Raw genomic sequence first — 26108 nt, forward strand, 5'->3', positions numbered from 1 at the left:
GATTAGTCGACGCCCGAAAGGGCGATTTTTCATTTTATGGTAGGAGTTAGGCTCCTCGATGGCGAATCCAGTTCCCAGAGGAGTGCTGCAAATGAACCTGCATGAAATTGGCATGGCAGGCGAGGATCTGGCAGCGGAGTATCTCATCGCCAAGGGCTACAGGATACTGGAGCGCAACATGCGCATCGGGCATTTGGAGATCGATATCCTTGCCTGCGATCGCGATACTCTCGCAGTTGTGGAGGTCAAGACCCGCCTCTCCAGCCTGTTCGGAAGAGCAGAGGAGCAGATCTCAAAGAGGAAGCGACAGGCCCTAATCCGATGCGCCCAGTCCATTTGGGCATCGTGTCCCGGTTGGAATGTGCGAGTGGATGTTGTGGCCATTGCAGGTCGTATGACTGATGAGCCTTCGCTCGACGCAGTTCAAATCGAGCACTTCATCGGGGTTGAGCTGGCGTAGCAGACTGGGGGTAGGAGCGTGTTTGCTCGTGCGCATGGATGTGCAGTGCGCGGCATCACCGGGCTCATGGTGGAGGTGGAGGTCGACGTCGCCCGCGGACTGCCATCCTTCGAAATCGTGGGGCTTCCTGACCCTTCAGTCAGGGAGTCGCGCGAGCGGGTGAGGGCGGCCATACGCAACTCCGGTTTCGAGTTTCCCATGGGCAGGATAACAGTCAACCTTGCGCCAGCCGACGTGAGAAAGGTCGGAGTGGGCCTGGATCTGCCCATAGCAGTGTCCATCCTAGCAGCCGTAGGGGCTGTCCCCGAAAGTCGCCTGGAGCGGGCGACGCTCATCGGAGAGCTCGCGCTCGACGGGTCCGTCCGTCCTGTGCGCGGAGTGCTTCCTGCCGCTGCCGCTGCCTGGCAGTGCGGGCTTGGCGCCGCCCTGGTGCCGCCTGATAACGCGCAGGAGGCGAAGTGTATCGGCAACCTGGACGTGCTGGCGCCGGGAACCCTTTGCGAGGCGGTTCGTTATCTGAATACGGGAGCGCGCCCAGCCCTTCCTCAAAGGCGTGGGCACGATAAGGAATCTTTTGGGGCAGGGCCGGATTTCTCGTGTGTGATCGGACAGCGTTCCGCGGCAAGAGCGTTGGAAGTCGCGGTGGCCGGCGGACACAATCTGATCATGGTGGGATCTCCAGGTGGCGGCAAGACTCTCTTGGCATCCTGCGTTCCATCGATTCTGCCCGAAATGAGCATGCGCGAGGCGATCGAGGTATCCTGCGTCAAGAGCGTGTCTGGATCTGACATGGCTGCCGGAATTGCCACCGTGCGTCCATTCAGGCAGCCCCACCCGTCAGTTACCCTGGTTGGGATGTTGGGCGGCGGCAGCCCTCCAATGCCGGGCGAGGTCACACTTGCCCACGCAGGCGTGCTGTATCTCGATGAGTTCTGCGAATTCCCGAGGCCGGTCCTAGAAAGCCTACGTAGTCCGATGGAGGCTGGGGTCATCACCGTGTCAAGGGCACGTGCTGCTGTCACGTTTCCCTCCAGTTTCATGTTGATCGCATCGGCAAATCCATGCGCGTGCGGAAACCACGGGGACAGTGAGCGCCGTTGCGTATGCACTGGCGTACAACTGGCGAGGCATAGGAGGCGACTGTGCGGCCCCTTGGTGGATCGAATCGACATACAGGTCGAGGTTCCCAGGGTGAACTGGGATAATCTGCGCATGTGCGACGACCGGAGGTCATCATCGGAGATACGCGAGGCTGTGGGCAATGCCCGAAGGTTACAGGAGGCGCGGTACGGACGTGAGGGTGAGACGAACTCCAGGCTGGGCGCGAACGAGATAGAGAGGAAGGCGCACCTTCGCGCTGAGGCCCACGCGACTCTGGTCGAGGCTGTTCGAACCATGCGCCTCTCAGTGAGAACCTACCACAGGCTCATCAAGGTTGCTAGGACAATAGCCGACCTGGATGGATCCGAATCAATAGCAGAGGAGCATGCCCTGGAGGCGCTTCAGTATCGGATGCTCGAGCCTGCGATCGGCTGCGCAGGTGCTGAGGTGGATCCAGATGACTGATGATGGCGCCTGCTACATCCATCCAGGGAGATTCATGAGCGCATTCGATGCTCCGGATGGGCCGGAGCTTGCGGCATGGATCTTTTGGAACATGGCGCCCGGGGTGGGACCTGCCACATTCTGCAGGCTGCTGCAGGATTACGGAACAGCCCAGATGGCAGCACGGGCGGCAGCGGGCGGAGGAGTGAAGCCCTCATATGTCAGTGCCGATGGTTGGAGATGGGCCTCTTCATTTCGGGATCCCATCGGGCAGGGGATGAAGGAGGCGGATACTGCGGCAAGCGCTGGAGCATCAATAGTAGCTGTTCCCGCGGCAGGCTATCCCCCCTTGTTGCGTGAGATATTCGACCCGCCCATTCTCCTCTACGTCCTCGGGTCTGTGGGGCTTGCTGGTAATCCGTGGGTTACAGTAGTGGGATCAAGGGACGCCACCGGGTACGGCGTGAACATGGCAGGATCATTCGCGGGCGCCCTCGTTAGAGTGGGCATTGGGGTTGCTAGTGGGCTTGCCCGAGGGATCGACGCTGCTGCTCACCGCGGAGCGACGTCCCATGGAGGCCCTACAATGGGGCTTCTGGGAGCGGGAATCGGGTACAACATGACATCGAGATTGCGCAGGCTTGTCTCCGAGGTGACGGAGAACGGATGCATTGCATCGCCCTTCCCGTGGGCATGCCCCGCCTCGAGGCTTACGTTTCGCTCAAGGAACCGGATCATGAGCGGAGTATCAAGGGCATGCATAGTGGTGGAAGGGACCTTGGCAAGCGGAGCTCTTGTAACGGGACGGCTCGCAGCCGAGCAGAACAGGAGTGTATACGCGGTTCCCGGCGACATTAACAAACCGACTTCGCAGGCGCCTTTCTCACTGATGGCGGAGGGAGCTACGATGTTGCTGAGCATATGGGATGTCCTTCGGGAATTCGGCTTGCACCCTCCGTCTGAGGGCGGGAGGAGCAATGGCGGTGGCCATGGAATGCCGACCCCAAGGCAGCCCGCGCCGACTCATCGGCTGGACCCTGTGGAATCCGAAGTGTACGATGTGATTGGATCTGGGACCGAGTTCGACGCGGTGCAATCATCGGTGGGCATGCCCACGAGCGACCTTCTGGCATGCCTCTCCCGGCTTGAGTTGTTCGGCCTGATCAGAAGGGAAGCCGGAATGAGGTTCAGCAGGCGCTGACCGACGAGATGCGAGCTTAGGGCAGTGCTCTTATGCAGCGGGCGAGAACCGCGCATGCGTGTTGACCTCGGGTAGTCGCTGAGTTAAACTGTTCCTGACATTCTGCCCCTGGAGGTGCCTGTATGGCCAAGACCCTCGTGATTGTAGAGTCGCCGGCGAAGGTGAAGACCCTATCCAAGTTCCTAGGCCGCCAGTACACTGTTAGAGCATCGGTTGGCCACGTGAGGGACTTGCCCAAGAGCCAACTAGGCGTTGACGTTGATAACGGCTACGCCCCGAAATACATAACCATACGCGGCAAGGGCGATGTCATCCGCGAACTCAGGGAATCGGCCAGGAAATCGGATCGGATCCTCCTTGCAACAGACCCAGACCGGGAGGGCGAGGCCATATCCTGGCATCTCGCACAGATCCTGAATGTAGATCCGGAGTCGAACTGCAGGATAGAGTTCAACGAGATAACTGAGAACGCAGTGAAGAGCGCCATCAAGGGCCCAAGGCGCATCCACTCAGGACGTGTGAACGCGCAACAGGCCAGGCGCATTCTGGATCGGCTGGTGGGCTACAACCTCAGCCCATTCCTGTGGCGCAAGATCCGCCGCGGCCTTTCTGCAGGACGCGTGCAATCATCTGCCCTGAAGCTCATATGCGACAGGGAACGGGAGATCGCGAAATTCGTTTCAGAGGAGTACTGGACGATTACTGCTGTGCTCTCTCCGGATGCACGAGGCCAGAGGTTTCAGGCACGGCTGATAGCGGGCGACGATGGTCGGATCGCCAAGGCAGAGGCCGACAAGGTCGCAAGTGAACTCGATGGGGTCGACTACAAGGTGAAGTCCATATCAGTCAAGGAGCAGGCGAAGAGGCCTGCGCCTCCATTCACTACAAGTACGCTTCAACAAGAGGCATGGAGGAAACTGGGTTTCTCCGCCAAGCGGACGATGGGAATAGCCCAGCAGCTCTATGAAGGGGTAGAGGTGGCAGGTGAGGGACACGTCGCACTGATCACGTACATGCGAACTGACTCCACGCGTATCGCAGCTGAGGCCCAGGCGGCCGCCGGGGAGTACGTGAAAGGACGATACGGCGCAGAGTATGTGCCGAACAGCCCCAGGGAGTACAAGGCCAAGAGCGGCGCACAGGACGCGCACGAGGCCGTGCGCCCAACCATGGTATGGCGCGATCCCAACGGCCTCTCAGGCGCTCTCGGCCGCGACCAGGTCAGGCTCTACAGGCTGATCTGGGAGAGATTCACGGCAAGCCAGATGTCAGATGCCCTTTATGAGGCCAAAACGGTTGACATTGCAGCAGGCGAACGGCTATTCCGCGCCACCGGGCAGACCGTGAAGTTTCCCGGGTTCACTGCACTTTACACTGAGGGCAGAGATGACGAAAAAAGCGAACGCCCTGAAGAGCAGGCGCTTCCGGAGCTTTCCGAAGGGCAGCGGCTCACCCTGGTTGAGCTCAAGCCCGAGCAGCATTTCACTCAGCCTCCGCCTAGGTACACGGAGGCGACTCTGGTGAGGACTCTGGAGAAGAACGGGGTGGGCCGTCCCTCCACATACGCCCCGATCATCGAGACCCTCAGGAAGCGGGAATACGCCACGACGGAGAAGAAGCACTTTAAACCCACTGAGATTGGGCTTGCAGTGTGCGACTTGCTTACGTCGAACTTCCCGAGCATTGTGGATCTGAAGTTCACTGCGAGGATGGAGGAGGAGCTCGACCAGATCGAAGAGGGGAACGCGGAATGGGTCGCGACGATAGAGGCCTTCTACAGGCCCTTCCATGAAAGCCTCGAGAAGGCGGACGCACTTGTGGAGAGGGTGAAGGTTGAGGACGAGCTAACCGATGAGCCATGCCCGTTGTGCGGATCGATGTTGGTGATCAAGACTGGCCGGTATGGGAAGTTCATCGCATGCCCAGCATATCCGGAATGCACATACCGGCGCAGCATGGCTCGGAAACTCGATGCGAAGTGCCCGAAGTGTGGAGGCGACATGTTCGAGAGGCGGTCGAAGAAGGGCAGGGTCTTCTACGGTTGCGCGAACTACCCGAACTGCGACTTCACATCCTGGATGCCCCCCTCAGGCGTTGACTGCCCGAAGTGCGGCGCCTTCGCCACGGTGCGCCAGGGGAAAACCGGCGACAGCTACTCGTGCGCGAATCCATCCTGCGCTCACAAGTGGCGTGTGGGGAAGGGCAGCCCGGATAGCGCTCATTCGGAGGCGAACATAGTTGCGGAGTGATATCACCGTAATCGGCGCCGGCCTTGCAGGAAGCGAGGCCGCCTGGCAGGCGGCCTCGATGGGCTGTTCGGTGACGCTATTCGAGATGCGCCCAGTCGTAACCACCCCAGCCCACTCCAGTCCGCACTTTGCAGAACTCGTGTGCAGCAACTCGCTTGGCGCCGACCGGGATGGCGCGGCTCCAGGTCTTCTCAAAGAGGAGCTTAGGGCACTAGGTTCCTTGATTCTGGAATGCGCCGATTCGACTCGTGTCCCTGCAGGTCAGGCTCTGGCCGTGGATAGAGAGCTATTTGGAAAGGCGGTCACGGCGCGGCTTGAGGCGTGCCCTAACGTTCGGATAGTGCGGGGCGAAGTGACTGAAATACCGAACGAAGGCATCACAGTGATAGCGACCGGCCCACTTACGTCACCTGCTCTCTTAAGCTGCATCGCCCGGATTCTCGGCGAGGAGCAGCTGTTTTTCTTCGATGCCGCAGCCCCGATAGTTGATGGTGGGTCCATCGATTGGTCGCGGGTATTCTGGGCGTCCCGATACGGCAAGGGCGAGGCCGACTACGTGAACTGCCCCATGAGCGAAGAGGAGTACGATGCGTTCTGGAATGCGCTTACACGTGCTGAAGTCGCTCAGATGCACGGATTTGAATCCCTTCGGCTGTTTGAGGGATGCATGCCAGTGGAGGAGATCGCCAGGCGCGGACGGGACACCCTATCCTACGGCCCCATGAAACCCGTTGGGCTAGCCGATCCACGCTCAGGGGTCCGCCCTTTCGCAGTTGTGCAGCTGCGCAAGGAGAATTCTCCGGGATCCCTTTTCAACCTTGTGGGGTTCCAGACGAGGCTTGCAAGGCCCGAACAGCGCAAGGTGTTCAGAATGATACCTGGATTGGAGCACGCTGAATTCGTGAGGTACGGGATGATGCACAGGAACACGTACATCAATTCACCTGCTCATCTCCTGCCCACACTGCAACTGAAGGCTGTTTCCGGTGAGGATGCCGCAGAAGGCGGGCCACACGTCCGTCAGGTGCTCATGGCCGGGCAGATCACTGGTGTTGAAGGCTACATTGAGTCGGCGTCCATGGGGCTCGTGGCGGGGTTGAATTCTGCAAGGCTAGCTCGGGGGCTTGAGCCATTGATCTTCCCGCGCGCGACCGCCATCGGCGCCCTGTGCAGTTACATATGCACTCATCCAAGAGGCGAATTCCAGCCCATGAACGTAAACTTCGGCCTACTTCCGGCGCCCCCGAGCGGAACCAAGAAGCAGGACCGACGGCAGGGTCAAATCGAGGCTGCAAGATCAGCAATGCATGAAGTGGTCGAAGCCGTACGCGAAATGCGCTCTGCCGGGTTTTCGGCTGTCTGACGGTGGATCCGGACAGAGCACTGGCAGCAACGGTTGATCGTCTGGACCACGTGCGGTAGAATTCGATTGTCAGTCGGGATGAGGTGACCCTGATGCCGTATCTCGAGCAGTTCGTAGAGCATCTTGCCATGGAGCGTGGCTTGTCCCCGCGAACGGTGGACGCGTACTCCAGGGATATCTCGCAGTTCATCGATTTCTGTGAGTCAGCAGGTGTGCAGGAGTCGGATCCTGGGTCGATAACCCAGGGAACTCTCCGCAGGTATCTGGCGGCGAGTCAGTTGCGAGGCATGAGCCCCGCTACTGTGAGCCGGCGGCTCAGCTCGATCCGGTCCTACTTGAGGTTCCTCGCGAGGGAAGGCGTGATCGATGTGAGCCCTGCTCTGTCCATGGCCCAGATGAAGCGACCGAGGAGGCTCCCGAGGTCGCTTCCGGTGGGCGACGTGGTCAGGCTCATCGAGGCCGCTCGGGGCAACTCCCCTGCCGAACTCCGGGACCGCGCCATTATCGAGTTGCTTTACTCGTCTGGTATCCGGCTTTCTGAGCTGTGCGGTCTTGACCTTGCGGACTACTCCGCTGAAGCCCGTACAGTCCGGGTGTTGGGCAAGGGGGCAAAGGAGCGGATTGCGCCTGTTGGATCGAGTGCCGTCGCTGCTCTAGATGACTATCTGACAGGGGCGCGCCGACATATGGCTCGTTCCTCGGATTGCACGGCGATCTTCCTCAACAGGAGCGGCGGAAGGATCTCAGGGAGATCAGTTCAGCGAATCATGAAGAAATACTTGCTGAAGGCCGGTCTTCCGATGTCTGCAACGCCCCACTCGATGAGGCATTCATTTGCGACCCATCTGACGGACTCGGGAGCGGATCTTAGGGTGGTGCAGGAGCTTCTCGGACATGCGGATATCTCAACGACTCAGATATACACCAGCGTTTCAAGGGAACGGCTGTACAGGGTGTACCGGAAGGCCCATCCACGGGCATAGCCAAGCCCCGGAGTATCGCTGATTATGATGGAGGAGTGGATCAGCTCATGGATGGGCCTGAGGAGCGCCGTTTCTGTGGCACTACCGTGATCGGAGTACTGCGCGATGGCAAGTGCGCCATAGGCTCTGATGGGCAGGTTACCCTGGGCAACACCGTTGTCAAACACAAGGCGCGCAAGATTAGGGTGATCGGTGAAGGCACAGTCCTAGCAGGGTTTGCAGGTTCGGTTTCGGACTCGCTTGCCCTTCTTGAGCGCTTCGAGAAGAAACTCTCAGAGTACAAGGGCAATCTCACACGCGCCGCTGCGGAACTGGGGAGAGAGTGGCGCACGGACCGAGTCCTGCAGAAACTCGAGGCCATGCTGATCGTGGCCAACGGTGAGAGAATGCTGCTGCTCTCTGGGGGCGGAGAGGTTCTGGAGCCTGACGACGGCATAGCGGCGGTTGGGTCTGGCGGCGCGTACGCTCTTGCTGCTGCGAGAGCTCTCGCAGCTAACACATCTCTCGGCGCGTCTGAGATAGTCAGAAAGTCCCTTGAGATTGCCTCCGAGATCTGCATATACACAAATGGCCACATCACAGTCGAAGAACTGTAGGCAGGAGGCGCCGCAATGGTGGATCTTACTCCGCTTGCGATCGTTCGTGAACTCGATAAGTACATCGTGGGGCAGGCCGCCGCCAAGAAAGCCGTCGCCATTGCGCTGCGTAACCGCGAGAGGCGGCTTCGGCTGAGCGGAGAGCTCAGGGAGGATATTATTCCCAAGAACATCCTCATGATAGGGCCTACTGGTGTGGGCAAGACGGAGATCGCCCGGAGGCTTGCACGCCTAACCAACGCCCCTTTCGTGAAGGTGGAGGCCACCAAATTCACTGAGGTGGGCTATGTTGGCCGCGATGTCGACAGCATCATCCGCGACCTTGTTGAGACGTCAATACGAATGGTGAAAGCCGAGAAGGCGGAGATGGTCAAGGAGCGGGCCGCTGCCATGGCCGAGGAGAGACTGCTCGAACTGCTCGTTCCCATGCCGGCAAGGCAACGGCAGGTTCAGAATCCGTTCGCCGCCCTTTTCGGGCCCGGCGCTGCGCAGGACTCAGGAGACGATCAGGCGTACGAAGCCAGAACCGCCGACGTGATGGCTAGACGGGCGGAGATGGCAGCCAAGCTTTCCAGGGGAGAGCTTGAAGATCAGATGATCGAGGTCGAGGTTGATGATCAATCACCAGGGATGATTGAGGTGTTCTCGGGCTCCGGTGTGGAGGAAATGGGGGTGAACCTGCAGGACATCCTGGGCGGGATGCTTCCAGCAAAGAGGAGGCGCCGGAAGGCGCCTGTACGCGAAGCGCGCAGAATCCTTGTCTCTGAAGAGGCTGCGAAGCTGATTGACATGGATGAGGTAACTTCTGAGGCGATCTCCAGGGCGGAGCAGTCCGGGATTGTCTTCATCGACGAGATCGACAAGATCGCGTCGAAGGGGCAGGGGGCTGGCCCTGATGTATCACGAGAGGGGGTTCAGCGCGATATACTTCCCATCGTAGAGGGCTCGACCGTGCAAACCAAGCACGGTCCGGTGAGGACAGCTCACATGCTGTTCCTGGCGGCTGGTGCGTTTCACATCTCGAAACCGTCGGACCTTATCCCCGAACTTCAGGGAAGGTTCCCTATCAGGGTGGAGCTCGGAAGCCTCACCCAGGCCGATTTCGTGAGGATACTCACCGAGCCAAGGAACGCTCTAACGAAGCAGTATTCGGCTCTTCTGTCTACGGAAGGCGTCGAACTCTCATTCACGAAAGACGGCATAGAGGAGATAGCTAGAACTGCAGATGGAGTCAACTCCACGTCCGAGAATATCGGGGCAAGAAGGCTCCACACCATTCTGGAGAAGGTGTTGGAGGATGTGTCATTCAATGCTCCAGAAGAAGCGGGCGCAGTAGTGGTGGACGCGGCCTACGTGAGTGCCAAACTCGCGCAGGTGAAAGCCAGCCCGGACCTTTCTGCATACATTCTGTAGTGTATCGCTCGTGCCCCCGCGTTAGGACGTGAATCGTTGGACAATATAAAACAGCAGCACCGTTTGATCAATTTGAAGCACACGGCACGTCGTCTGTTGCCCGTGAAAAGGGGGTTCCAAGGTGAGTTCGCTATTAGATCGTACACGCAGGCTGAACAGGCTAATACAGAATACAGCATCGTATTCGGTGGACTTTGGAGAGCTATCGCAGGCGCTGGCGGAGGCAGTCTCATCGCAGGTGTTCATCATCGCCAAGAATGGCAGAATCCTTGGCCAGTCCATGGCACTAGCTCCCGAAGAAGGGGCGGAGACCGGCGCATTGCCAAGGGAGGCAGGCGATGAGCTGCTGAGATTCTTTGAGACTACCGCGAATATCGCGCCGAAGGGCGTCCTAGCGAGAGCGGCAGCTGAGGAACTTGGAGCTGTCGGGGAAGTGTGGCTCACGTTGTCGCCGGTGTACGCCGGAGGCGAGCGCATCGCCACTCTAGTTCTCACCCGGCCCAACGATGGCCTCGTCGATGATGACATAATCATCATCGAATACGCTGGAACGGTGGTTGGGATCGAGCTGCTAAGATCCAGGAGCGAGCAACTCGAAGAGGAAGCGAGAAAGCGTTCCGCAGTTCAGATGGCCCTCAATACACTGTCCTTCTCGGAGCAGGAGGCAGTCGAGCACATATTCGATGAACTTGCCGGAGATGAGGGACTGCTTGTGGCGTCGAAGATCGCCGACCGCGTCGGGATCACCAGGTCAGTGATAGTGAATGCGCTTCGGAAATTCGAGAGTGCAGGTGTGATCGAGTCGAGATCCCTTGGGATGAAGGGCACGTACATAAGGGTTCTTAACGATAAGCTGTTCGAGGAGCTTGACAAGCTCCGAGCACGCTAACAGGTCATGATGCGCACGGCGGTAGCGATTGCAGAGCCTTCGCACCTGTGATATACTGCTCGTTGTGCGATTACACACGACCTTGAACCTGAGCGGCGGTGCCAGCCCATTGTGCTGGTGAGCTCGGGGATGAAGGGGTCGGAGGGAAAACCGCTGCCGGAGGGAGGTGATACCCATGGCAGTAATAACGATGAAGCAGTTGCTCGAGGCGGGCGTGCACTTCGGTCACCAGACGAGGCGCTGGAACCCTAAGATGGCTAAGTACATCTTCACCTCAAGGAACGGCATATACATCATCGACCTCCAGAAAACAGTCAGGAAGGTAGAGGAAGCGTATCAGTTCGTCCGATCTACTTCCGTGGACGGAGGAACCATCCTCTTCGTGGGCACTAAGAAGCAGGCTCACGACACAGTCACCGAGGAGGCCCAGCGCTGTGGCATGTTCTGGGTGAACGAGCGTTGGCTCGGCGGCATGCTCACGAACTTCGCCACCATCCGCAAGCGGGTGGAGCGGATGAAGACCCTCGAGCGTATGGAGGAGGACGGATCGTTCGATGTGCTTCCAAAGAAGGAAGTCCTGAATCTCGTGGCCGAGAGGGAGAAACTCCAGAAGAACCTGAACGGCATACGCGATATGAAGAGCACTCCTGATGCGGTGTTCATCATCGACCCGCGCAAGGAGAGGATCGCAGTCGCCGAGGCGCGCAGGCTTGGTATACCGATCGTAGCTATTGTCGACACCAACTGCGATCCGGATGAGATCGACTACGTGATTCCCGGGAACGACGATGCGATCCGCGCAGTCAAGCTTCTCACATCGAGAATGGCCGACGCCGTGATCGAGGGACGTGAAGGGCTCGACCAGGCGCCTGTGGCCAGCGCCGACGCAAGAACGGTGGAGATACCGGACAGCCGCCCGATCAAGGCCTTCGATACGCCTGTGGCAAGCGCCGACGCAAGAACGGTGGAGGAGTCTGGCAACGCCGATGCAGCTGATGAAGCACCGGCGATAGTCGGAGCATGTGAAGACGCCTCCGCGACCGGCGTCTGATGAATGTGGAGGGACCCCATCGAATGGAAATCACCGCATCCATGGTAAAGGAGCTTCGCGAGCGAACGGGCGCCGGGATGATGGACTGCAAGAAGGCGCTTTCCGACGCAGAGTGCGATCTGGAGCGCGCGGTCACCATTCTCCGTGAGCGCGGGCTTGCTGCGGCTGCGAAGCGTTCCGGCAGGGAGACTAGCGAAGGCGTTGTCGATTCCTACATCCATATGGGAGGAAGAATCGGCGTGCTTGTCGAAGTCAACTGCGAGACCGACTTCGTGGCGAAGAACGAGAAGTTCAGGTCCTTGGTGAAGGACATCGCGATGCAGATTGCAGCCTCCCGGCCGCTGTACGTCTCTCGAGACCAGGTTCCGGCTGATGTGGTCGAGCGGGAGCGCAGCATATACCGCAGTCAGGCCATAAACGAGGGCAAGCCCGAGAAGTTCGCCGAGAAGATCGTCGAGGGTCGGCTTGAGAAGTTCTACCAGGAATCATGCCTGCTCGACCAGGCGTTCATACGCGATCCCGAGCGGACAGTGGGCGACTTGGTCCGAGAGGCCATAGGCGCCATTGGGGAAAACATCACCGTTCGGAGGTTCGCCAGGTTTGAGCGTGGAGAGGCTCTATAGTATGTGCAGCAAAGGGAGAGAACACGTTCGTGTTCTCTCCTTTCTGTGTTCGATTGACTGTACTCCATTATTGGCTCGGAGCCGCAGGAGACTGCCGCATTATGCCGAATCCGAGTCCACGGGGGGAGCGCCTTGGATACTCCATTGAATACTCCATCGGATAAGCCGTCCGACACCAAAATGAGCACTCCAAAGTACAAGCGCGTGGTGTTGAAGCTGTCGGGCGAGGCCCTCGCCGGGCGGCAAGGTTATGGCGTTGATCTTGATGCCGTGAAGTGGATAGCGCAGCAGGTTGGAGAGGCTCATGCCCTCGGCGCCCAGATCGCAGTGGTCGTGGGCGGGGGGAACATATGGAGGGGCGCCGAGGCGAGCCGGCGAGGAATGGACCGGAGCACCGCTGACTATGTCGGCATGATGGCGACGGTCATCAACTCCGTCGTTCTGCAGGACGCTTTGGAGCAGCAAGGGATAGCGACGAGGGTTCTAACCGCGATGGAGATCCGCGAAGTCGCTGAACCTTACATTAGGCGCAGGGCAATACGCCATCTTGAGAAGGGCCGAATCGTGATATTCGGCGCCGGAACGGGAAATCCATTCTTTTCCACCGATACCGCTGCTGCGCTTCGGGCTGCCGAGATTGACGCCGAGGCGATCCTCATGGCGAAGAAGGTGGATGGCGTGTACGATTCAGATCCGCTGAAGAACCCCGATGCGAAGCTGTTCGACAAGCTATCGTTCATGGAAGTAATAAACAGGGGACTTGGCGTCATGGATTCGACGGCGGCCTCACTGTGCATGGACAACGGCATACCCATAGTTGTGTTTAACCTGCTGAAAGATGGAAACATCCGGCGAGCGCTTGAGGGTGAGGCCGTTGGTACCTTAGTAAGGAGGGATTAGGCGTGAACCAGGCCGTTCTGGAGAGAGCCGATGAGAGAATGAAGGGCGTGATCGAGGCCACTCGCCGTGATTTCGCGGGAGTGCGAACCGGGCGCGCGAACCCGGCGCTCCTCGATAGAGTGGTGGTTGATTACTACGACACACCAACCCCCCTAACGCAGCTGGCCAACATATCCGCACCTGAGCCTCGCTTGCTTGTGGTGACTCCGTGGGACAAGTCAGTACTGGGCAAGGTCGAAAAGGCAATACAGAAATCGGATATCGGATTGGTCCCTACGAATGACGGAAACGTGATCCGGATGGCGGTTCCCCACCTAACAGAGGAGCGCAGGCGGGACCTTGTGAAGCTCGTCAGGAAGATCGCTGAAGAGATGCGCGTAGCCGTAAGGAGCATCCGTCGCGAGGCTGTGGAAGAGGCACGCGCGATGGAAAAAGGCGGCGACATTACTGAGGATGATCTCAAGCGTGCTCTGGACGATATTCAGAAGTTGACTGACAAGTTCATCGCGGAGGTCGACAAGCTCCTAGCTGAGAAGGAAGTCGAGATCCTCCAGGTGTAGGATGGGCTCATTCATCTTTCTTGCACCCCCTCGCGTCGAGGGGGTTTGTCACATACGGCCCCTCGCGAAAGGAGGAAACCCTGCTGCTGCCTTCGCATATAGCGATCATAATGGATGGAAACGGCAGGTGGGCGCGGGAGAGAGGCAAACCTCGACTTAGCGGTCACCGAGCGGGAGCTGAGGTTGCCAAGAGGATCTCCATCGCAGCTCGCGACATGGGCATAGCCTACCTTACCCTCTACGCCTTTTCCACCGAGAACTGGAAGCGTCCCCCGGCGGAAGTTCAGGGCATCTTTCGGATCCTGGAGGACTACTTGCATCGTGAAATGGAGGCTCTGGCAGGCTACGGTATTCGAATGCGCTGCATCGGAGATCGGGCCGCTCTGCCCGCATCGTTGGTCAGGGTAGTCGATGAATCGGAACATCTCACGTTCTCGGGCCCCAGGCTTACGGTGAACCTCGCACTGAATTACGGTGGGAGATGGGACATTGTCCAGGCAGCGCGATCCATTGCCACGGACGCCGCAGAGGGGCGGCTTGCGCCTTCGGATGTTGATGAGGATCTGATCGCAGCAAGGCTTTCCACAGCGGGGCAGCCGGACCCGGACCTGCTCATACGAACGGGCGGGGAGAATCGAATCAGCAACTTCCTCCTGTGGCAGCTTGCCTACTCAGAGGTGTATGTGACGCCGACACTCTGGCCTGACTTCACCCCGAACGACCTCAGTTCGGCAGTGAGGGCCTATGAGGCAAGAGATAGGCGCTATGGCGGACTGAATGGCCAGGGAGGGTTGCCGTGATGAGAGCAAGGGTCATAGTGGGCTTGATTGGCGCTCCCATAGGCCTGGCGCTGGTATGGCTGGGAGGCGTTCCCCTGGCGGCAACACTGCTCTTCATCTCTCTCGCCGGAGCGCTGGAATACGCGGCGCTCACCCGAAGGAAGGCCTGGGCGCCGAGCCTTCCAGTCCTGCTAGGTGGAACAGCGCTCTTTGTTGTGGACGCGTTCGCGACGCGCGGAAGTCTGTCGGAGGTGGTGCTCGGAGCGGTTCTGCTGGGCTCTCTTCTCGCTCAGGTTATGCGGGGCAGCCCTGCGAACGCCGTGGCCGGCCCGTCTCTTGAGCTGTTCGGAGCCGTTTACTGCGGCTGGACGGCGAGCCGGTTCTACTTGATCCGGGCGTCGCTGGGCGATGCAGGCAGAGGCCTTGCGATTCTCACCATCGCCCTGGTATGGCTGAACGACATGGGCGCCTACTTCACAGGTCTTCTATTCGGCAGGAGAAAACTCGCTCCGACTCTTTCGCCGAGGAAAACCATAGAGGGATCCCTCGGGGGTTTCGTATGGGCTGTGGCCGGGTCCATTGTGTATAAGTGGATAGGCGGCTCAACAGGGATATGGACCACACTGAGCTGGCCACAGACAATCGCTATAGGGTTGATCGTCGCCGCATGCGGGCAGATAGGGGATCTGGCGGAATCGGCCATGAAGCGGGATGCCGGGGTCAAGGACGCAGGGCGGTTGCTCCCAGGCCACGGCGGGGCGCTCGATAGGTTCGATTCATTCTTCTTCGTCATGCCGGCTGTGTATTACTGGTTCATCTGGGCGTTTCACGGCTTCCGCTTGATGTGACGGCAGGAGGTGGGCTCGGTGGGGAGCTACGGTAGAGCAGCCGCGGCTGTTGTACTGCTGATCGTGATCACCTATGCAGCAATACGGTTCATGCTGCCTCTGTTCACCCCTTTTGTTATCGCTGTGTTCATGGCGGCCCTTATCGATCCAGGCGTGACGTTTCTTCAGCGAAAGCTGAGGCTGCCTCGGGGTGTTGCTGCTATTCTGGTGCTGGCAGTCATGGGAATCTCATTGGGCCTGCTTCTCTGGATCGGAATTGTGGAGATCGGAGCGGAACTTGAGCAGTTGTCGCAGAACGACGGCGCGCTCAGCGCCGCGTTCTCCAAGGGCATCGATCAGCTGATGGCTGCGATCACCCGCATTTTCGAGCAGCTGCCCGCCCCTGTGGCTGACGCGATACGGGCAAACCAGGGGAGAGTGGTGGCCCTGGCAGAATCGGCGGTAGTGTGGCTCACGGGAGTCGCGCGCGGGCTTCCCCAATTCACCATTGTGCTCCTGATAAGCACCATATCCACATTCTTCATTGCGCGCGACAGCGCCATTCTCTCGGAGACGGTCACCAATGCCCTCCCCAAGCCCTGGCGCAAGCAGTTCCGTAGGATCAGGAGCGAACTGGTGGCTGGCTTTACCGGTTACATGAGGGGCAGATTCGTGCTCATCGCCATTACAATGATTCTCACACTCTTCGGCCTGTCGGCAATGGGTGTGAGCTACTCGTGGCTCCTGGCTTTGACCTGCGGGGTTCTCGATATCATCCCATTGATTGGCCCATCGGTCCTGTTCTTGCCATGGGCTTTCTACCATGCGATAATAGGGAACATCGGATACGCGATAGGGCTCGTTGCCGTTCTATTTGTAACGTCAGCTATACGTCAGGTGGCCGAGGCGCGGGTTATGGGCAGCAGCTTGGATCTGCACCCACTGGCGGCTTTGATCTCAGTTTACGTCGGGGTCCGTCTGTTTGGCGTAACAGGGCTCATCGCCGGGCCCATCGCTGTCGTATTCGTGAAGGCAGTGTACAGGTTTGTGATCCGCCCGATGTTGCCGGCTGAGGAGGAGTAGTCGGAAGTTGACTCGTCTTTGCATTCTTGGCTCCACTGGTTCTGTTGGCGCACAGGCTCTGGAGGTCGCCCGGTCTCTCGGGCTCGAAATCGTTGGGCTCTCAGCCTGGTCCAGTGTTGATCTCCTGGTAGAGCAGGCACGGGAGTTCTCACCGAGGGCAGTGGCTGTTGGCGATTCCCGCTGCGCGGAGAGGGCGCGGGCTGCACTATCGACTCTGTCGCCCTCCCCTGAGCTTCTGATTGGTCGGGACGGCATCGCCGAGCTCGCGGCCTACGCAGAGCAGGACCTGGTGCTGAATGCCATAGTCGGATTCGAAGGCGTGTATCCCACCCTTGCAGCCTGTGCTGCAGGCCACGATGTGGCTCTTGCCAACAAGGAGACGCTTGTGGCCGCGGGGCAATTGGTGATGAAGGCTGCTCAGGACGCAGGGTGCACTATCCGCCCTGTGGACTCTGAGCATTCAGCGATCTGGCAGTGTCTTTCGGGGCAGGACAGGTCTGCTGTGTCGCGCATTATACTGACAGCGTCGGGAGGCCCATTCCGTGATAGGACCGATCTTTCGGAGGTCACCCGAGCTGAGGCGGTGTCTCACCCGAACTGGGCCATGGGACCCAAGATCTCTGTGGACTCAGCCACGATGATGAACAAGGCGCTTGAGGTGATCGAGGCTCACTGGCTGTTCGGAGTGGATCCTGATCGCATCGATGTGTTGATCCATCGAGAGAGCGTGGTGCACTCCATGGTTGAGTTCATCGATGGTTCCACCATCGCGCAGCTAGGGGCGGCAGACATGCGTGTTCCCATCCAGTTCGCGATCACGTACCCGAAGAGGCGACGAGGCCTTTCCCGGGGCTTGGATCTCGCCTCCATGGGAACGCTCAGCTTCGCCCACCCGGATCTGAACCGATTCCCTGCTGCAGGCCTAGGACATGCGGCTCTCTTGCGCGGCGGATCTTGTCCGGCTGTCATGTCGGCTGCAAATGAAGAAGCGGTGCGCCTGTTCCTGGCTGGGAGAATCCGCTTCACCGAGATCACTCCGGCGGTCATCGCGGCCATGAACGCCTTCGATGACACAGGATTCGATTCCATCGACGCTATTGCGCGCGCAGATGCATGGGCGCGCGACTACGTGAGAGGGCGGTGCAGGCTGTAGTGTATGCTCTCGCATTCATGGTCGTGATCGGCCTGGTTGTTTTCGTGCATGAACTCGGCCATTTCCTGGCAGCCCGGGCCTCGGGAGTGCGCGTGTACGAGTTCGCCCTGGGCTTTGGGCCCCGCATCCTGTCGAAACGAGTCGGCGAGACGCTGTACGCGGTGCGTGCTCTTCCCCTCGGTGGAATGTGCCGGTTTGCTGGAATGGACGACACCGACATGCCTGGGGAGAAGTCGGATGACGACGACCCGAGGAGCTTCGTGAACAGGCCGTTCATCCAGAGGATATTCATTGTGATCGCCGGTCCTCTCATGAACTTCCTGCTTGCGGTGGTTGTGTTCAGTGCGCTGTTCGGCGTCTATGGGGTGCCTACTGCAACGGTGGCGGAGGTGCTCCAGGGGACGCCTGCATCGGAGGCAGGTTTCGCGCCGAACGATACAATACTGGCGGTCGATGGCGCGCCTGTGGCAAGCGTCGCTGGATTCGTGAACACGGTCGCGGCGAACTGGAACAGGAGCCTGACCGTAGATGTTAGGCGGGACGGAGAACGCATGTCCCTTCAAGTAGTCCCGGCGTACGATCCTGAGGTGAAGGTCGGCCGAATCGGTGTGAAACTAAGTGAGGTTCCGGTTCGCACAGGACCGGCGGGGTCGGTATCCGGTGCACTAAGGTACACCTGGGGCATAGTGAACACATCAGTCGTCTCCATGAAAGCGATGATCTCTGGCAGAGCAAAGCCAGATGTATCAGGGCCGATAGGAATCGCAACCATGTCGGCGCAGGCCGCGAGGGCAGGGTTCTCGAGTCTGATGATGCTGGTGGCTCTGATATCGACTAGCCTTGGGCTTCTGAACCTCATGCCAGTTCCCATCCTCGATGGCGGGTGGGTGGTGTTGCTTGCCATCGAGCAGCTCCGCGGGCGGCCTTTGTCTGAAGGGGTTGAGGGCGGCCTCAAACTCGCAGGGCTGGTTCTGCTCTTTGCGCTGATGGTCTACGCAACGGTGGGCGACATCTCCCGCCTTGTGGGTTCGCATTTCTAGGGAAGGGGATCAGTCGGATTGGCCGAAATACGCGACCTAACCAGGCGAGTGTACGTGGGTAGTGTTCCAGTCGGCGGCGGCGCCGAGGTATCGGTTCAGTCGATGACCAAAACCGATACTCGTGATTCTGAGGCCACTCTGGAACAGATACGTGCCCTTGCGAGGGCCGGATGCGAGATCGTGCGTGTCGCAGTTCCTGATGAAGAGGCGGCTTCCGTGCTCCCAAGGATCTGCGCTGGATCGAGCATTCCGGTGGTGGCGGACATCCACTTCAACTACAAGCTGGCGCTTCTCGCAATCGAGGCTGGAGTGGCGAAACTCCGCATCAACCCGGGCAACATCGGCGGACCAGCTCACGTTAGGGAGGTAGCCGCTTGTGCGGAAGCTCATGGAGTGCCGATCCGCATCGGGGTGAATGCAGGGTCTCTGGAACGTGACCTTCTGGAGAAGCACGGTAGAGGCCCTGAGGCCATGGTGGAGAGCGCTATGCGCCACGTTGCGATGCTCGAACGAGTGGGCTTCCAGTCGATAGTCATATCACTGAAAGCCTCCGATGTTAGGCGAACTGTGGAAGCCTATCGGCTGATTGCTTCCAGGGCGCCATATCCTCTTCACGTGGGCGTGACGGAAGCTGGTCCGCCGCCCGGGGGCCTCGTTAAGTCGGCAACGGGAATTGGGATCATCCTTGCGGCTGGGATCGGTGATACCATAAGAGTGAGCCTCACCGGCGATCCTCTCGCAGAGGTGACAGCGGGCAAGCAGATTCTGGAGTCGCTCGAGCTTCGATCGTACGGTCCCATCATCGTCTCATGCCCCACCTGCGGAAGATGCAGGAGCGACGTCATCGGGATTGCGCGGGAGATAGCCGAGGCTGTTTCCGATATCAAATGGCCGCTGACCATTGCGGTGATGGGGTGTGAGGTCAACGGGCCAGGCGAGGCTTCCGATGCAGACCTCGGCGTTGCCTGTGGAAATGGGGTCGGACTCCTGTTCGCCGGAGGCCGGCCGGTGCGTAAGGTGCCTGAAAGCCAGATCATCGCCGCGATCACCGAGGCCGCGAGGGAGGCGGCGCGGGGGGCCGCTCGCGAGAGGGCGCAGGAGTAGGCGCATCCTTGGCGTTGAGCCAGAGGATAGAGGAGTTGATGCCGGATGAGAATGACACAGCTATTCGCACCCACACTGCGCGAAGTGCCATCTGAGGCGGAGATACCAAGCCATCAGCTCATGCTGAGAGCTGGTCTTATGAGGAAGACGCTTTCGGGTGTGTACTCTTATCTCAACCTGGGATGGAGAGTAGTGTTCAAGGTTGAGAACATCGTAAGGCAGGAGATGGACCGTCAGGGAGCGCAGGAGGTTCTGATGCCCGCGGTTCAGGCTGCTGATCTCTGGAGGGAGACTGGCCGTTGGGACGACTATGGCCCAGAGATGTTCCGCCTCCGAGACAGGGGCGGGCGGGAGATCTGCCTAGGCCCCACCCACGAGGAGATCACCACAGTCACAGTCCGGGACGAGATTCGTTCATACCGGCAGCTTCCCAAGCTTCTCTACCAGATACAGACGAAGTTCCGGGATGAGATACGTCCCCGATACGGGGTCATGCGTGCACGTGAGTTCATCATGAAGGACTGCTACAGCTTCGATAGAGACGAGGCCGGGCTGGATGTCAGCTACCGGAAGATGTACGAGGCCTACTGCCGGGCTTTCGATAGATGCGGCCTGCACTACAAGGTGGTCGAGGCGGATTCGGGAGCGATCGGCGGCAGCCAGAACCATGAGTTCATGGTGGTGTCGGAGGTAGGCGAGGCGGACCTGGTGTTCTGCAACTCCTGCGGCTATGCTGCCAACACGGAGAGGGCGGAGAGCGTTCCTGCGGACAAGGCGAGGCGGGTCGCGGAAGCGGCAGAGGCCGGGCGTGGCGCCTCAGGTTGCCAGGGCTCTCATGCCAGGGTGGTTTCCACCCCCGGGGTGCACACTGTCGATGAACTCTCCTCATTCCTAGGAGTTAAGCCTTCAGGGATTCTCAAGAGCCTGGTATATACGGCAGATGGAGAGCCTTTCATTGCTGTTGTTCGGGGAGATCGAGACGCGAATGAGGCGAAACTCAAGCGCGCGGTGGGAGCGCATGAGCTGGAGTTGGCTGGTTCTGAGCTTATCCAGGGGATCACCGGCGCACCAGTTGGTTTCGCAGGACCTGTGGGGCTTGCGAAGAAGGTGCGGATAGTGGCGGACTGGGAGGCCATAGCCGTGGCCAGCGGTGTGGCTGGAGCCAATGCCGCAGATGCACACATGACCGGAGTGGAGTATGGGGTAGACTACGTTGCCGATGTCATCTCCGACATTCGCGTGGTATCCCGCGGCGACGCCTGCCCTAGGTGCGGGAACGCGCTCGACGGCGCCCGTGGCGTTGAAGTCGGTCACGTGTTCAAGCTGGGCGCCAAGTACAGCGAAGTCCTTGGCGCCAGGTATCTGAACGAGTTTGGGGATGAACGCACGATGCTCATGGGATGCTACGGCATAGGGGTCACTAGGACCGTGGCCGCTGTGATCGAGGAGCACCATGATGAGCGCGGGATCATCTGGCCAATGTCTGTTGCCCCCTACCAGGCAATCGTGTTGCCCGTCAACAGCTCAGAACCTGCTCAGGCCCAGGCGGCAGAGGCAGTGTACGCCGAACTGCTCGAGTGCGGAGTCGAGGCCGTGCTAGATGATAGGGATGAGCGTCCCGGTGTGAAGTTCAAGGATGCTGACCTCATCGGCTTTCCAGTCAAGGTTACTGTGGGACAGAAGCGCCTAGCCAACGGCAATGTGGAGATCTCAATGCGGCGCGGCGGCGACATTGAACTCGTGGAGCTGACTCGAGCAGCTGCACGCATTAAGGAGATCGTCGATTGCGAACTCGCGGCATACACGCCGCGCAAGGGGGTCGGCCTCGGTGCACGTGACAGCGATAGTCCCTGCGTATAACGAGGGTCCCCGTATCGGGGCGGTTCTCGCCGTGTTGAACACGTGCGACATGATCGACGAGGTGGTTGTGGTGGATGACGGCTCCACCGACGAGACCTTCGATGTGGCCTCGGCCCACGGGGCGCACGTGATCAAGCTCCCCATCAACACCGGAAAAGGGGGCGCCGTGGCGAAGGGACTCGATGAATCCCCCAGTGATGTCGTCCTTTTCCTCGACGCGGATCTGGTGGGCCTCTCAACCGACCATGTGCGGCGTCTTCTCACGCCGGTCATGAATGGAGACGCCGACATGACAATCGGCATCTTCGAGGAAGGGCGCGCGGCGACTGATCTGGCACAGGCCATCACGCCTTGGCTTTCTGGGCAGCGTGCGTTGAAGAGGAGCATCCTCGACGGAATGCACCTGGAGATCTCCAGATACGGACTCGAGGCCGTGCTCACCAGGCATGCCAAGGAGAGAAACCTGAATGTGGTGGAGGTGAAGCTTCCGAGGCTCACCCATGTGACCAAGGAGGAGAAGATCGGCCCAGTAAAAGGCGCAGCCATGAGGATGCGAATGTACTGGGATGTCGTGAGGTCGCTCGTCCATAAAGAGTGAGAGCTGCAGTACGCTTGGAGGGTCGCTGTTGTCGACTGTATTTGTGATCATCCCATCGGATGATCGGGCACACCTTCAGTACGTGTTCGAGTGCGCCGGCATGAAAATGCCGGCTGCTATTTCGCATGCTTGCAGAATTGCGCAAATTGAGGCTAACCTGGACTCCGGAGAGTGGAGGGTTCGGATCGAGGGGAAGACGCCGGATGATGCGCACTGCAGTGACCTGGCGCGCGCCGCACTCCGCAGGGTCCTAGGAGACGTTGGAGAGATCACCGTTGATTTCTGCGGAACGCACCAGGCCTGTTTGGAGTCGGACGCCGTTTCGTCCGAATGGATCGAGGAACACTGGCGCGACGTGGTTGACAAGGTGTGCGCCGGCGCTCCCTACCTAGGCGCGTGGCTTGCTGAGGCCAGATGCGTGCAGGATGAGGGGGAGCTTGCAGTTGAGGTCCCAGGCGAGGTGCAGGCGGCCAAGCTCACGGAGAAGGGCTGTTCCCACATGATCGCAGCCGCGATTGCGGAACTCTCAGGGGCAAGGCCCGAGGTGCGTATAGTTGTGGGCGACTTCACGGCAACAGACCAGGGCGATGATGAGGAATCGCCAGATGCCTGGGTTGAGCTCGCAAGCCCGCCTCCCCCGGGCGACAGTGAACAACGCCCAGCGGGAGACTGGGCGGAGTCGAAACCGCGTACGACTCCGACGCGGACAGAAACTGAGCCCAAGCGCCGCGGAAGGCGGCGTCCGGTAGTCACGGCTGAGGGCGCGATTCGGGGACGGCTCATCGCCGAGGCCCCCCAATCAATCGCCGAGATTGCACAGGGGCAGAAGAAAGCCGTGGTCGCGGGCGAGCTGTTCGACGTGGATGAAAGGCAGACAAAGAGCGGGCTGTATGTGATCTCGTTTTGCATCACTGACCTGACCGACTCAATCACCTGCAAGTTCTTCCGAGATGCGGATGAACCGAGGGCGGAGCTTGCCGATGGGCAGTGGGTGAAGGTGCGCGGCGAATTGCAGTACGACCAGTACGCCAGGGAGACAGTGATCATGGCGTCGGACATCGTTCCATATGCAAAGCGCGAGCGGATGGATCTGAGCGCGGAGAAACGCGTAGAACTGCATCTTCACACGAAAATGAGCGCACTGGATTCCGTGTGCGAGGTTCAGGCGGTGATCCGGCAGGCGGCCGCCTGGGGCCATCCCGCCGTCGCTATTACCGATCATGGCGTGGTTCAGGCATTCCCTGATGCTTACGCGGAAGCGAGGAAGCTGGGAATTAAGGTCATCTATGGGATGGAGGCATATCTAGTCGATGATCCTGCCGATGACGGCGCCCACATGTTCCACATGACGGTCCTCGCAAGGAATCGTGATGGCCTTCAAGGATTGTACCACCTCGTAACTGACTCGCACCTTCGCTACTTCCATCGGCACCCGCGAGTGCCCCGGGAGGCTATCGCGCAGTACAGATCCGGGCTTCTCATCGGGTCCGCATGTGAGTCAGGGGAGCTTTTCCGGGCCATGCTGGCCAATGCTCCTGACGAGGAGATCCAGCGGATTGCGGGTTTCTACGACTATCTTGAGGTGATGCCTCCTGGCAACAACGCGTTCCTAGTTCGTTCCGGCGCGCTTCCTGATGTTCGAGGAGTGCAGAACCTCACAGCAAGGATCCATGACCTCGGCAGGAAGCTTGGGATACCTGTTGTTGCCACAGGGGATGTGCACTTTCTTAACCCTCGCGATGAAGTTTACCGGCGCATACTCATGGCCGGGCAGGGATACGAGGACGCAGACTCCCAGGCGCCACTGTACTTTCACACCACAGACGAGATGCTTGAGGAGTTTTCATTCCTCGGCGAGGAGATCTGTCGTGAGGTGGTCATCGAGAATCCGCGGAAAATTGCAGGCATGATCGACGACATGAAGCCAGTGCCGGATGAGCTCGCTACTCCCGAGATAGAAGGCGCAGATGATGAAGTCCGCTCTCAGGCCCATCGGAGAGCAAAGGAGCTGTACGGGGATCCACTCCCGGAAACCGTTGCCGACAGGCTGGGACGTGAGCTGGACGCGATTATCGGGCACGGCTATGCCGTGAACTATGACATCGCGGCGAAACTGGTGCGCAAGTCCGTGGAGGCCGGATATCCTGTGGGATCGAGGGGGTCCGTCGGATCGTCCCTCGTGGCCACCATGTGCGGAATAACCGAAGTGAACCCACTTCCTCCGCACTACCTGTGCCCGAGCTGCCATTACAGCGATTTCGATCACGGGCTTCCCGCCGAATCCGGGTACGATCTTCCATCTGCGACCTGTCCGCAATGTGGGTGCGCTTTGGCAAAGGACGGCCAGAACATCCCGTTCGAGACATTCCTCGGTTTCGAGGGAGATAAGGTGCCAGATATCGACCTGAACTTCTCCGGTGAATATCAGGGAGCAATACATAAATACGCGGAGGAGCTGTTCGGAGCGGATCATGTGTTCCGAGCGGGAACCATAGCGACGATAGCCGACAAGACCGCGTACGGGTTCGTCAAGGCTTACGCAGAATCCCACGGGTTGGTGATGAGGCAGGCCGAGGCGGCGCGACTGGCTCGCGGGTGCTCCGGAGTGAAGCGAACGACAGGCCAGCATCCCGGCGGATTGATGATCGTGCCAAAGGGGCGGGATGTGCACGAATTCACGCCGGTTCAACACCCGGCCAACGATCGCAACTCCGAGACGGTGACTACTCACTTCGAATACAAGACGATACATGAGTGCCTTCTGAAACTGGATCTTCTGGGACATGATGATCCCACGATGATAAAGATGCTTGAGGACCTCACGGGGATGCGGTCTGGTTCGATTCCAATGGATGACCCGGAGACCATTGCGATCTTCGCATCGATCGATCCCCTCAAGCTCAGAGCGAATCCGACAGGTCTCACCTGCGGAACCGTCGCCATCCCGGAGTTTGGAACCAAGTTCGTGAGAGGAATGCTGGATGAAACGAAACCGCGTTCCTTCGCGGATCTGGTTCGGATCAGTGGTCTCTCCCACGGGACGGATGTGTGGCTCACCAATGCTCAGGAGCTGATTGCGGCTGGACGCGCATGCCTGTCTGATGTCATTGCCTGCAGGGACGATATCATGATTCGCTTGATCCGTGACGGGCTTCCGCCGAAGACCGCGTTCAAGATAATGGAGAAGGTCCGAAAAGGGAAAGGGCTAACTGACGAGGACGCGGCTGCCATGAAGGGGCATTCAGTGCCAGACTGGTACATCAATTCATGCAACAAGATCAAGTACATGTTCCCGAAAGCGCATGCCGCTGCTTATGTTACGATGGCGTTTAGGATAGCATACTTCAAGGTGCACTACCCCATTCAGTTCTACGCAGCCTACTTCAGCATCAGGGCGGCGGAATTCGAGGCACAGATAGCCACGATGAGTGTGAACGACATGATCGCTGCCATGGACTCAATCGAGACGAAGGCTGATGCCACGTCGCGGGAGAAGAACCTGACTACGGTCCTTGAGGTAGTGGCAGAAGCCAAGCTAAGAGGGGTGGAGTTCCTTCCTGTGAGCATCGGCAGCTCAGAAGCGACGCGCTTCTCCGTAGAGGACGGGGCTCTGCGCATTCCCCTGGTCACTGTGTCATCCCTGGGGGAGGCTGCTGCTGCGAGCGTGATCGATGCCCGCTGCGAGAGGCCGTTCAGCTCCATCGCGGATGTGAGGGGGCGGACTCGACTCACCAGGTCCCACATCGACGCGCTGCGGGAGATGGGTGGGTTCGATGGGCTCCCCGAGACTGACCAGCTATCTCTGTTCTAGCCCGCGTCCGATGCGGAGGA

General features: G+C 59.3%; 21 protein-coding genes and 1 pseudogene. All 22 read left to right on the forward strand.

Annotated features, from left to right (window positions below):
- Nucleotides 1-91: 91 nt before the first annotated feature.
- The 22 genes and pseudogenes from VB144_00490 (at nucleotide 92) to VB144_00595 (ending at nucleotide 26088) form a co-directional block, all read left to right on the forward strand.
- Nucleotides 92-460: a YraN family protein gene (locus VB144_00490; protein MEA4882135.1), complete on the forward strand. Its 369-nt coding sequence runs from the start codon at nucleotides 92-94 to the stop codon at nucleotides 458-460.
- Between the two features lie 18 nt (nucleotides 461-478).
- Nucleotides 479-2026 (forward strand): YifB family Mg chelatase-like AAA ATPase, encoded by a 1548-nt coding sequence (locus tag VB144_00495; GenBank protein MEA4882136.1) that lies wholly within the window; start codon nucleotides 479-481, stop codon nucleotides 2024-2026.
- On the forward strand, nucleotides 2019-3206 hold the full coding sequence (locus tag VB144_00500) for a DNA-processing protein DprA (protein MEA4882137.1): 1188 nt from the start codon (nucleotides 2019-2021) through the stop codon (nucleotides 3204-3206). The genes VB144_00495 and VB144_00500 overlap by 8 nt, the downstream gene beginning before the upstream one ends.
- A 122-nt stretch (nucleotides 3207-3328) precedes the next feature.
- Nucleotides 3329-5455 (forward strand): type I DNA topoisomerase, encoded by a 2127-nt coding sequence (gene topA / locus VB144_00505; protein MEA4882138.1) that lies wholly within the window; start codon nucleotides 3329-3331, stop codon nucleotides 5453-5455.
- Entirely contained in the window at nucleotides 5445-6818 is a 1374-nt protein-coding gene (gene trmFO, locus VB144_00510) for a methylenetetrahydrofolate--tRNA-(uracil(54)-C(5))-methyltransferase (FADH(2)-oxidizing) TrmFO (GenBank protein MEA4882139.1), read from the forward strand. Before topA ends, trmFO begins: the two co-directional genes overlap by 11 nt.
- Before the next feature lie 92 nt (nucleotides 6819-6910).
- Nucleotides 6911-7801: a tyrosine recombinase XerC gene (gene xerC, locus VB144_00515; GenBank protein ID MEA4882140.1), complete on the forward strand. Its 891-nt coding sequence runs from the start codon at nucleotides 6911-6913 to the stop codon at nucleotides 7799-7801.
- A gap of 47 nt (nucleotides 7802-7848) precedes the next feature.
- The gene (gene hslV, locus VB144_00520; protein MEA4882141.1) at nucleotides 7849-8397 is read left to right on the forward strand and encodes an ATP-dependent protease subunit HslV; all 549 of its coding nucleotides are present in this window, start codon (nucleotides 7849-7851) and stop codon (nucleotides 8395-8397) included.
- Nucleotides 8398-8412: 15 nt separating this feature from the next.
- Complete coding sequence (hslU, locus tag VB144_00525) at nucleotides 8413-9810, forward strand: ATP-dependent protease ATPase subunit HslU (GenBank protein ID MEA4882142.1); 1398 nt, start codon at nucleotides 8413-8415, stop codon at nucleotides 9808-9810.
- 121 nt (nucleotides 9811-9931) lie between these two features.
- A complete protein-coding gene (gene codY / locus VB144_00530) occupies nucleotides 9932-10699 on the forward strand; it encodes a GTP-sensing pleiotropic transcriptional regulator CodY (protein ID MEA4882143.1) in 768 nt (255 codons plus the stop codon).
- A gap of 175 nt (nucleotides 10700-10874) precedes the next feature.
- Nucleotides 10875-11555, forward strand: a pseudogene (gene rpsB / locus VB144_00535) (30S ribosomal protein S2).
- Between the two features lie 218 nt (nucleotides 11556-11773).
- Entirely contained in the window at nucleotides 11774-12373 is a 600-nt protein-coding gene (gene tsf, locus VB144_00540) for a translation elongation factor Ts (GenBank protein ID MEA4882144.1), read from the forward strand.
- A 180-nt stretch (nucleotides 12374-12553) separates the two neighbouring features.
- Complete coding sequence (gene pyrH / locus VB144_00545; GenBank protein ID MEA4882145.1) at nucleotides 12554-13273, forward strand: UMP kinase; 720 nt, start codon at nucleotides 12554-12556, stop codon at nucleotides 13271-13273.
- Between the two features lie 2 nt (nucleotides 13274-13275).
- Nucleotides 13276-13833 carry a ribosome recycling factor gene (gene frr / locus VB144_00550; GenBank protein MEA4882146.1) on the forward strand — a complete coding sequence of 186 codons (558 nt, stop codon included), beginning with the start codon at nucleotides 13276-13278 and terminating at the stop codon, nucleotides 13831-13833.
- Nucleotides 13834-13853: 20 nt separating this feature from the next.
- A complete protein-coding gene (gene uppS / locus VB144_00555; protein MEA4882147.1) occupies nucleotides 13854-14633 on the forward strand; it encodes a polyprenyl diphosphate synthase in 780 nt (259 codons plus the stop codon).
- Complete coding sequence (locus VB144_00560; GenBank protein MEA4882148.1) at nucleotides 14633-15460, forward strand: phosphatidate cytidylyltransferase; 828 nt, start codon at nucleotides 14633-14635, stop codon at nucleotides 15458-15460. Before uppS ends, VB144_00560 begins: the two co-directional genes overlap by 1 nt.
- A gap of 18 nt (nucleotides 15461-15478) precedes the next feature.
- Nucleotides 15479-16522: a sporulation integral membrane protein YtvI gene (ytvI, locus tag VB144_00565; protein MEA4882149.1), complete on the forward strand. Its 1044-nt coding sequence runs from the start codon at nucleotides 15479-15481 to the stop codon at nucleotides 16520-16522.
- A gap of 7 nt (nucleotides 16523-16529) precedes the next feature.
- Entirely contained in the window at nucleotides 16530-17675 is a 1146-nt protein-coding gene (gene dxr / locus VB144_00570; protein MEA4882150.1) for a 1-deoxy-D-xylulose-5-phosphate reductoisomerase, read from the forward strand.
- Nucleotides 17675-18715, forward strand: a complete 1041-nt coding sequence (rseP, locus tag VB144_00575; protein MEA4882151.1) for an RIP metalloprotease RseP — start codon at nucleotides 17675-17677, stop codon at nucleotides 18713-18715. The genes dxr and rseP overlap by 1 nt, the downstream gene beginning before the upstream one ends.
- Before the next feature lie 27 nt (nucleotides 18716-18742).
- On the forward strand, nucleotides 18743-19819 hold the full coding sequence (gene ispG / locus VB144_00580) for a flavodoxin-dependent (E)-4-hydroxy-3-methylbut-2-enyl-diphosphate synthase (protein MEA4882152.1): 1077 nt from the start codon (nucleotides 18743-18745) through the stop codon (nucleotides 19817-19819).
- Between the two features lie 45 nt (nucleotides 19820-19864).
- Nucleotides 19865-21679, forward strand: coding sequence for a proline--tRNA ligase (locus VB144_00585; GenBank protein ID MEA4882153.1), 1815 nt, complete (start codon nucleotides 19865-19867; stop codon nucleotides 21677-21679).
- Nucleotides 21648-22277 carry a glycosyltransferase family 2 protein gene (locus VB144_00590; GenBank protein MEA4882154.1) on the forward strand — a complete coding sequence of 210 codons (630 nt, stop codon included), beginning with the start codon at nucleotides 21648-21650 and terminating at the stop codon, nucleotides 22275-22277. Before VB144_00585 ends, VB144_00590 begins: the two co-directional genes overlap by 32 nt.
- 28 nt (nucleotides 22278-22305) lie before the next feature.
- A complete protein-coding gene (locus VB144_00595; protein MEA4882155.1) occupies nucleotides 22306-26088 on the forward strand; it encodes a PolC-type DNA polymerase III in 3783 nt (1260 codons plus the stop codon).
- The last annotated feature ends 20 nt before the right edge of the window (nucleotides 26089-26108 follow it).

Source organism: Clostridia bacterium (genome assembly GCA_034926675.1).
In the GTDB taxonomy this organism is placed as follows: domain Bacteria; phylum Bacillota; class DTU025; order DTU025; family DTU025; genus JAYFQW01.

Coding starts and splice junctions, on each gene's coding strand:
- pyrH (MEA4882145.1), top strand. CDS start 12,554: ATGAGCACTCCAAAGTACAAGCGCGTGGTGTTGAAGCTGTCGGGCGAG.
- hslV (MEA4882141.1), top strand. CDS start 7,849: ATGGATGGGCCTGAGGAGCGCCGTTTCTGTGGCACTACCGTGATCGGA.
- xerC (MEA4882140.1), top strand. CDS start 6,911: ATGCCGTATCTCGAGCAGTTCGTAGAGCATCTTGCCATGGAGCGTGGC.
- VB144_00500 (MEA4882137.1), top strand. CDS start 2,019: ATGACTGATGATGGCGCCTGCTACATCCATCCAGGGAGATTCATGAGC.
- VB144_00560 (MEA4882148.1), top strand. CDS start 14,633: ATGAGAGCAAGGGTCATAGTGGGCTTGATTGGCGCTCCCATAGGCCTG.
- hslU (MEA4882142.1), top strand. CDS start 8,413: ATGGTGGATCTTACTCCGCTTGCGATCGTTCGTGAACTCGATAAGTAC.
- VB144_00490 (MEA4882135.1), top strand. CDS start 92: ATGAACCTGCATGAAATTGGCATGGCAGGCGAGGATCTGGCAGCGGAG.
- topA (MEA4882138.1), top strand. CDS start 3,329: ATGGCCAAGACCCTCGTGATTGTAGAGTCGCCGGCGAAGGTGAAGACC.
- VB144_00585 (MEA4882153.1), top strand. CDS start 19,865: ATGAGAATGACACAGCTATTCGCACCCACACTGCGCGAAGTGCCATCT.
- tsf (MEA4882144.1), top strand. CDS start 11,774: ATGGAAATCACCGCATCCATGGTAAAGGAGCTTCGCGAGCGAACGGGC.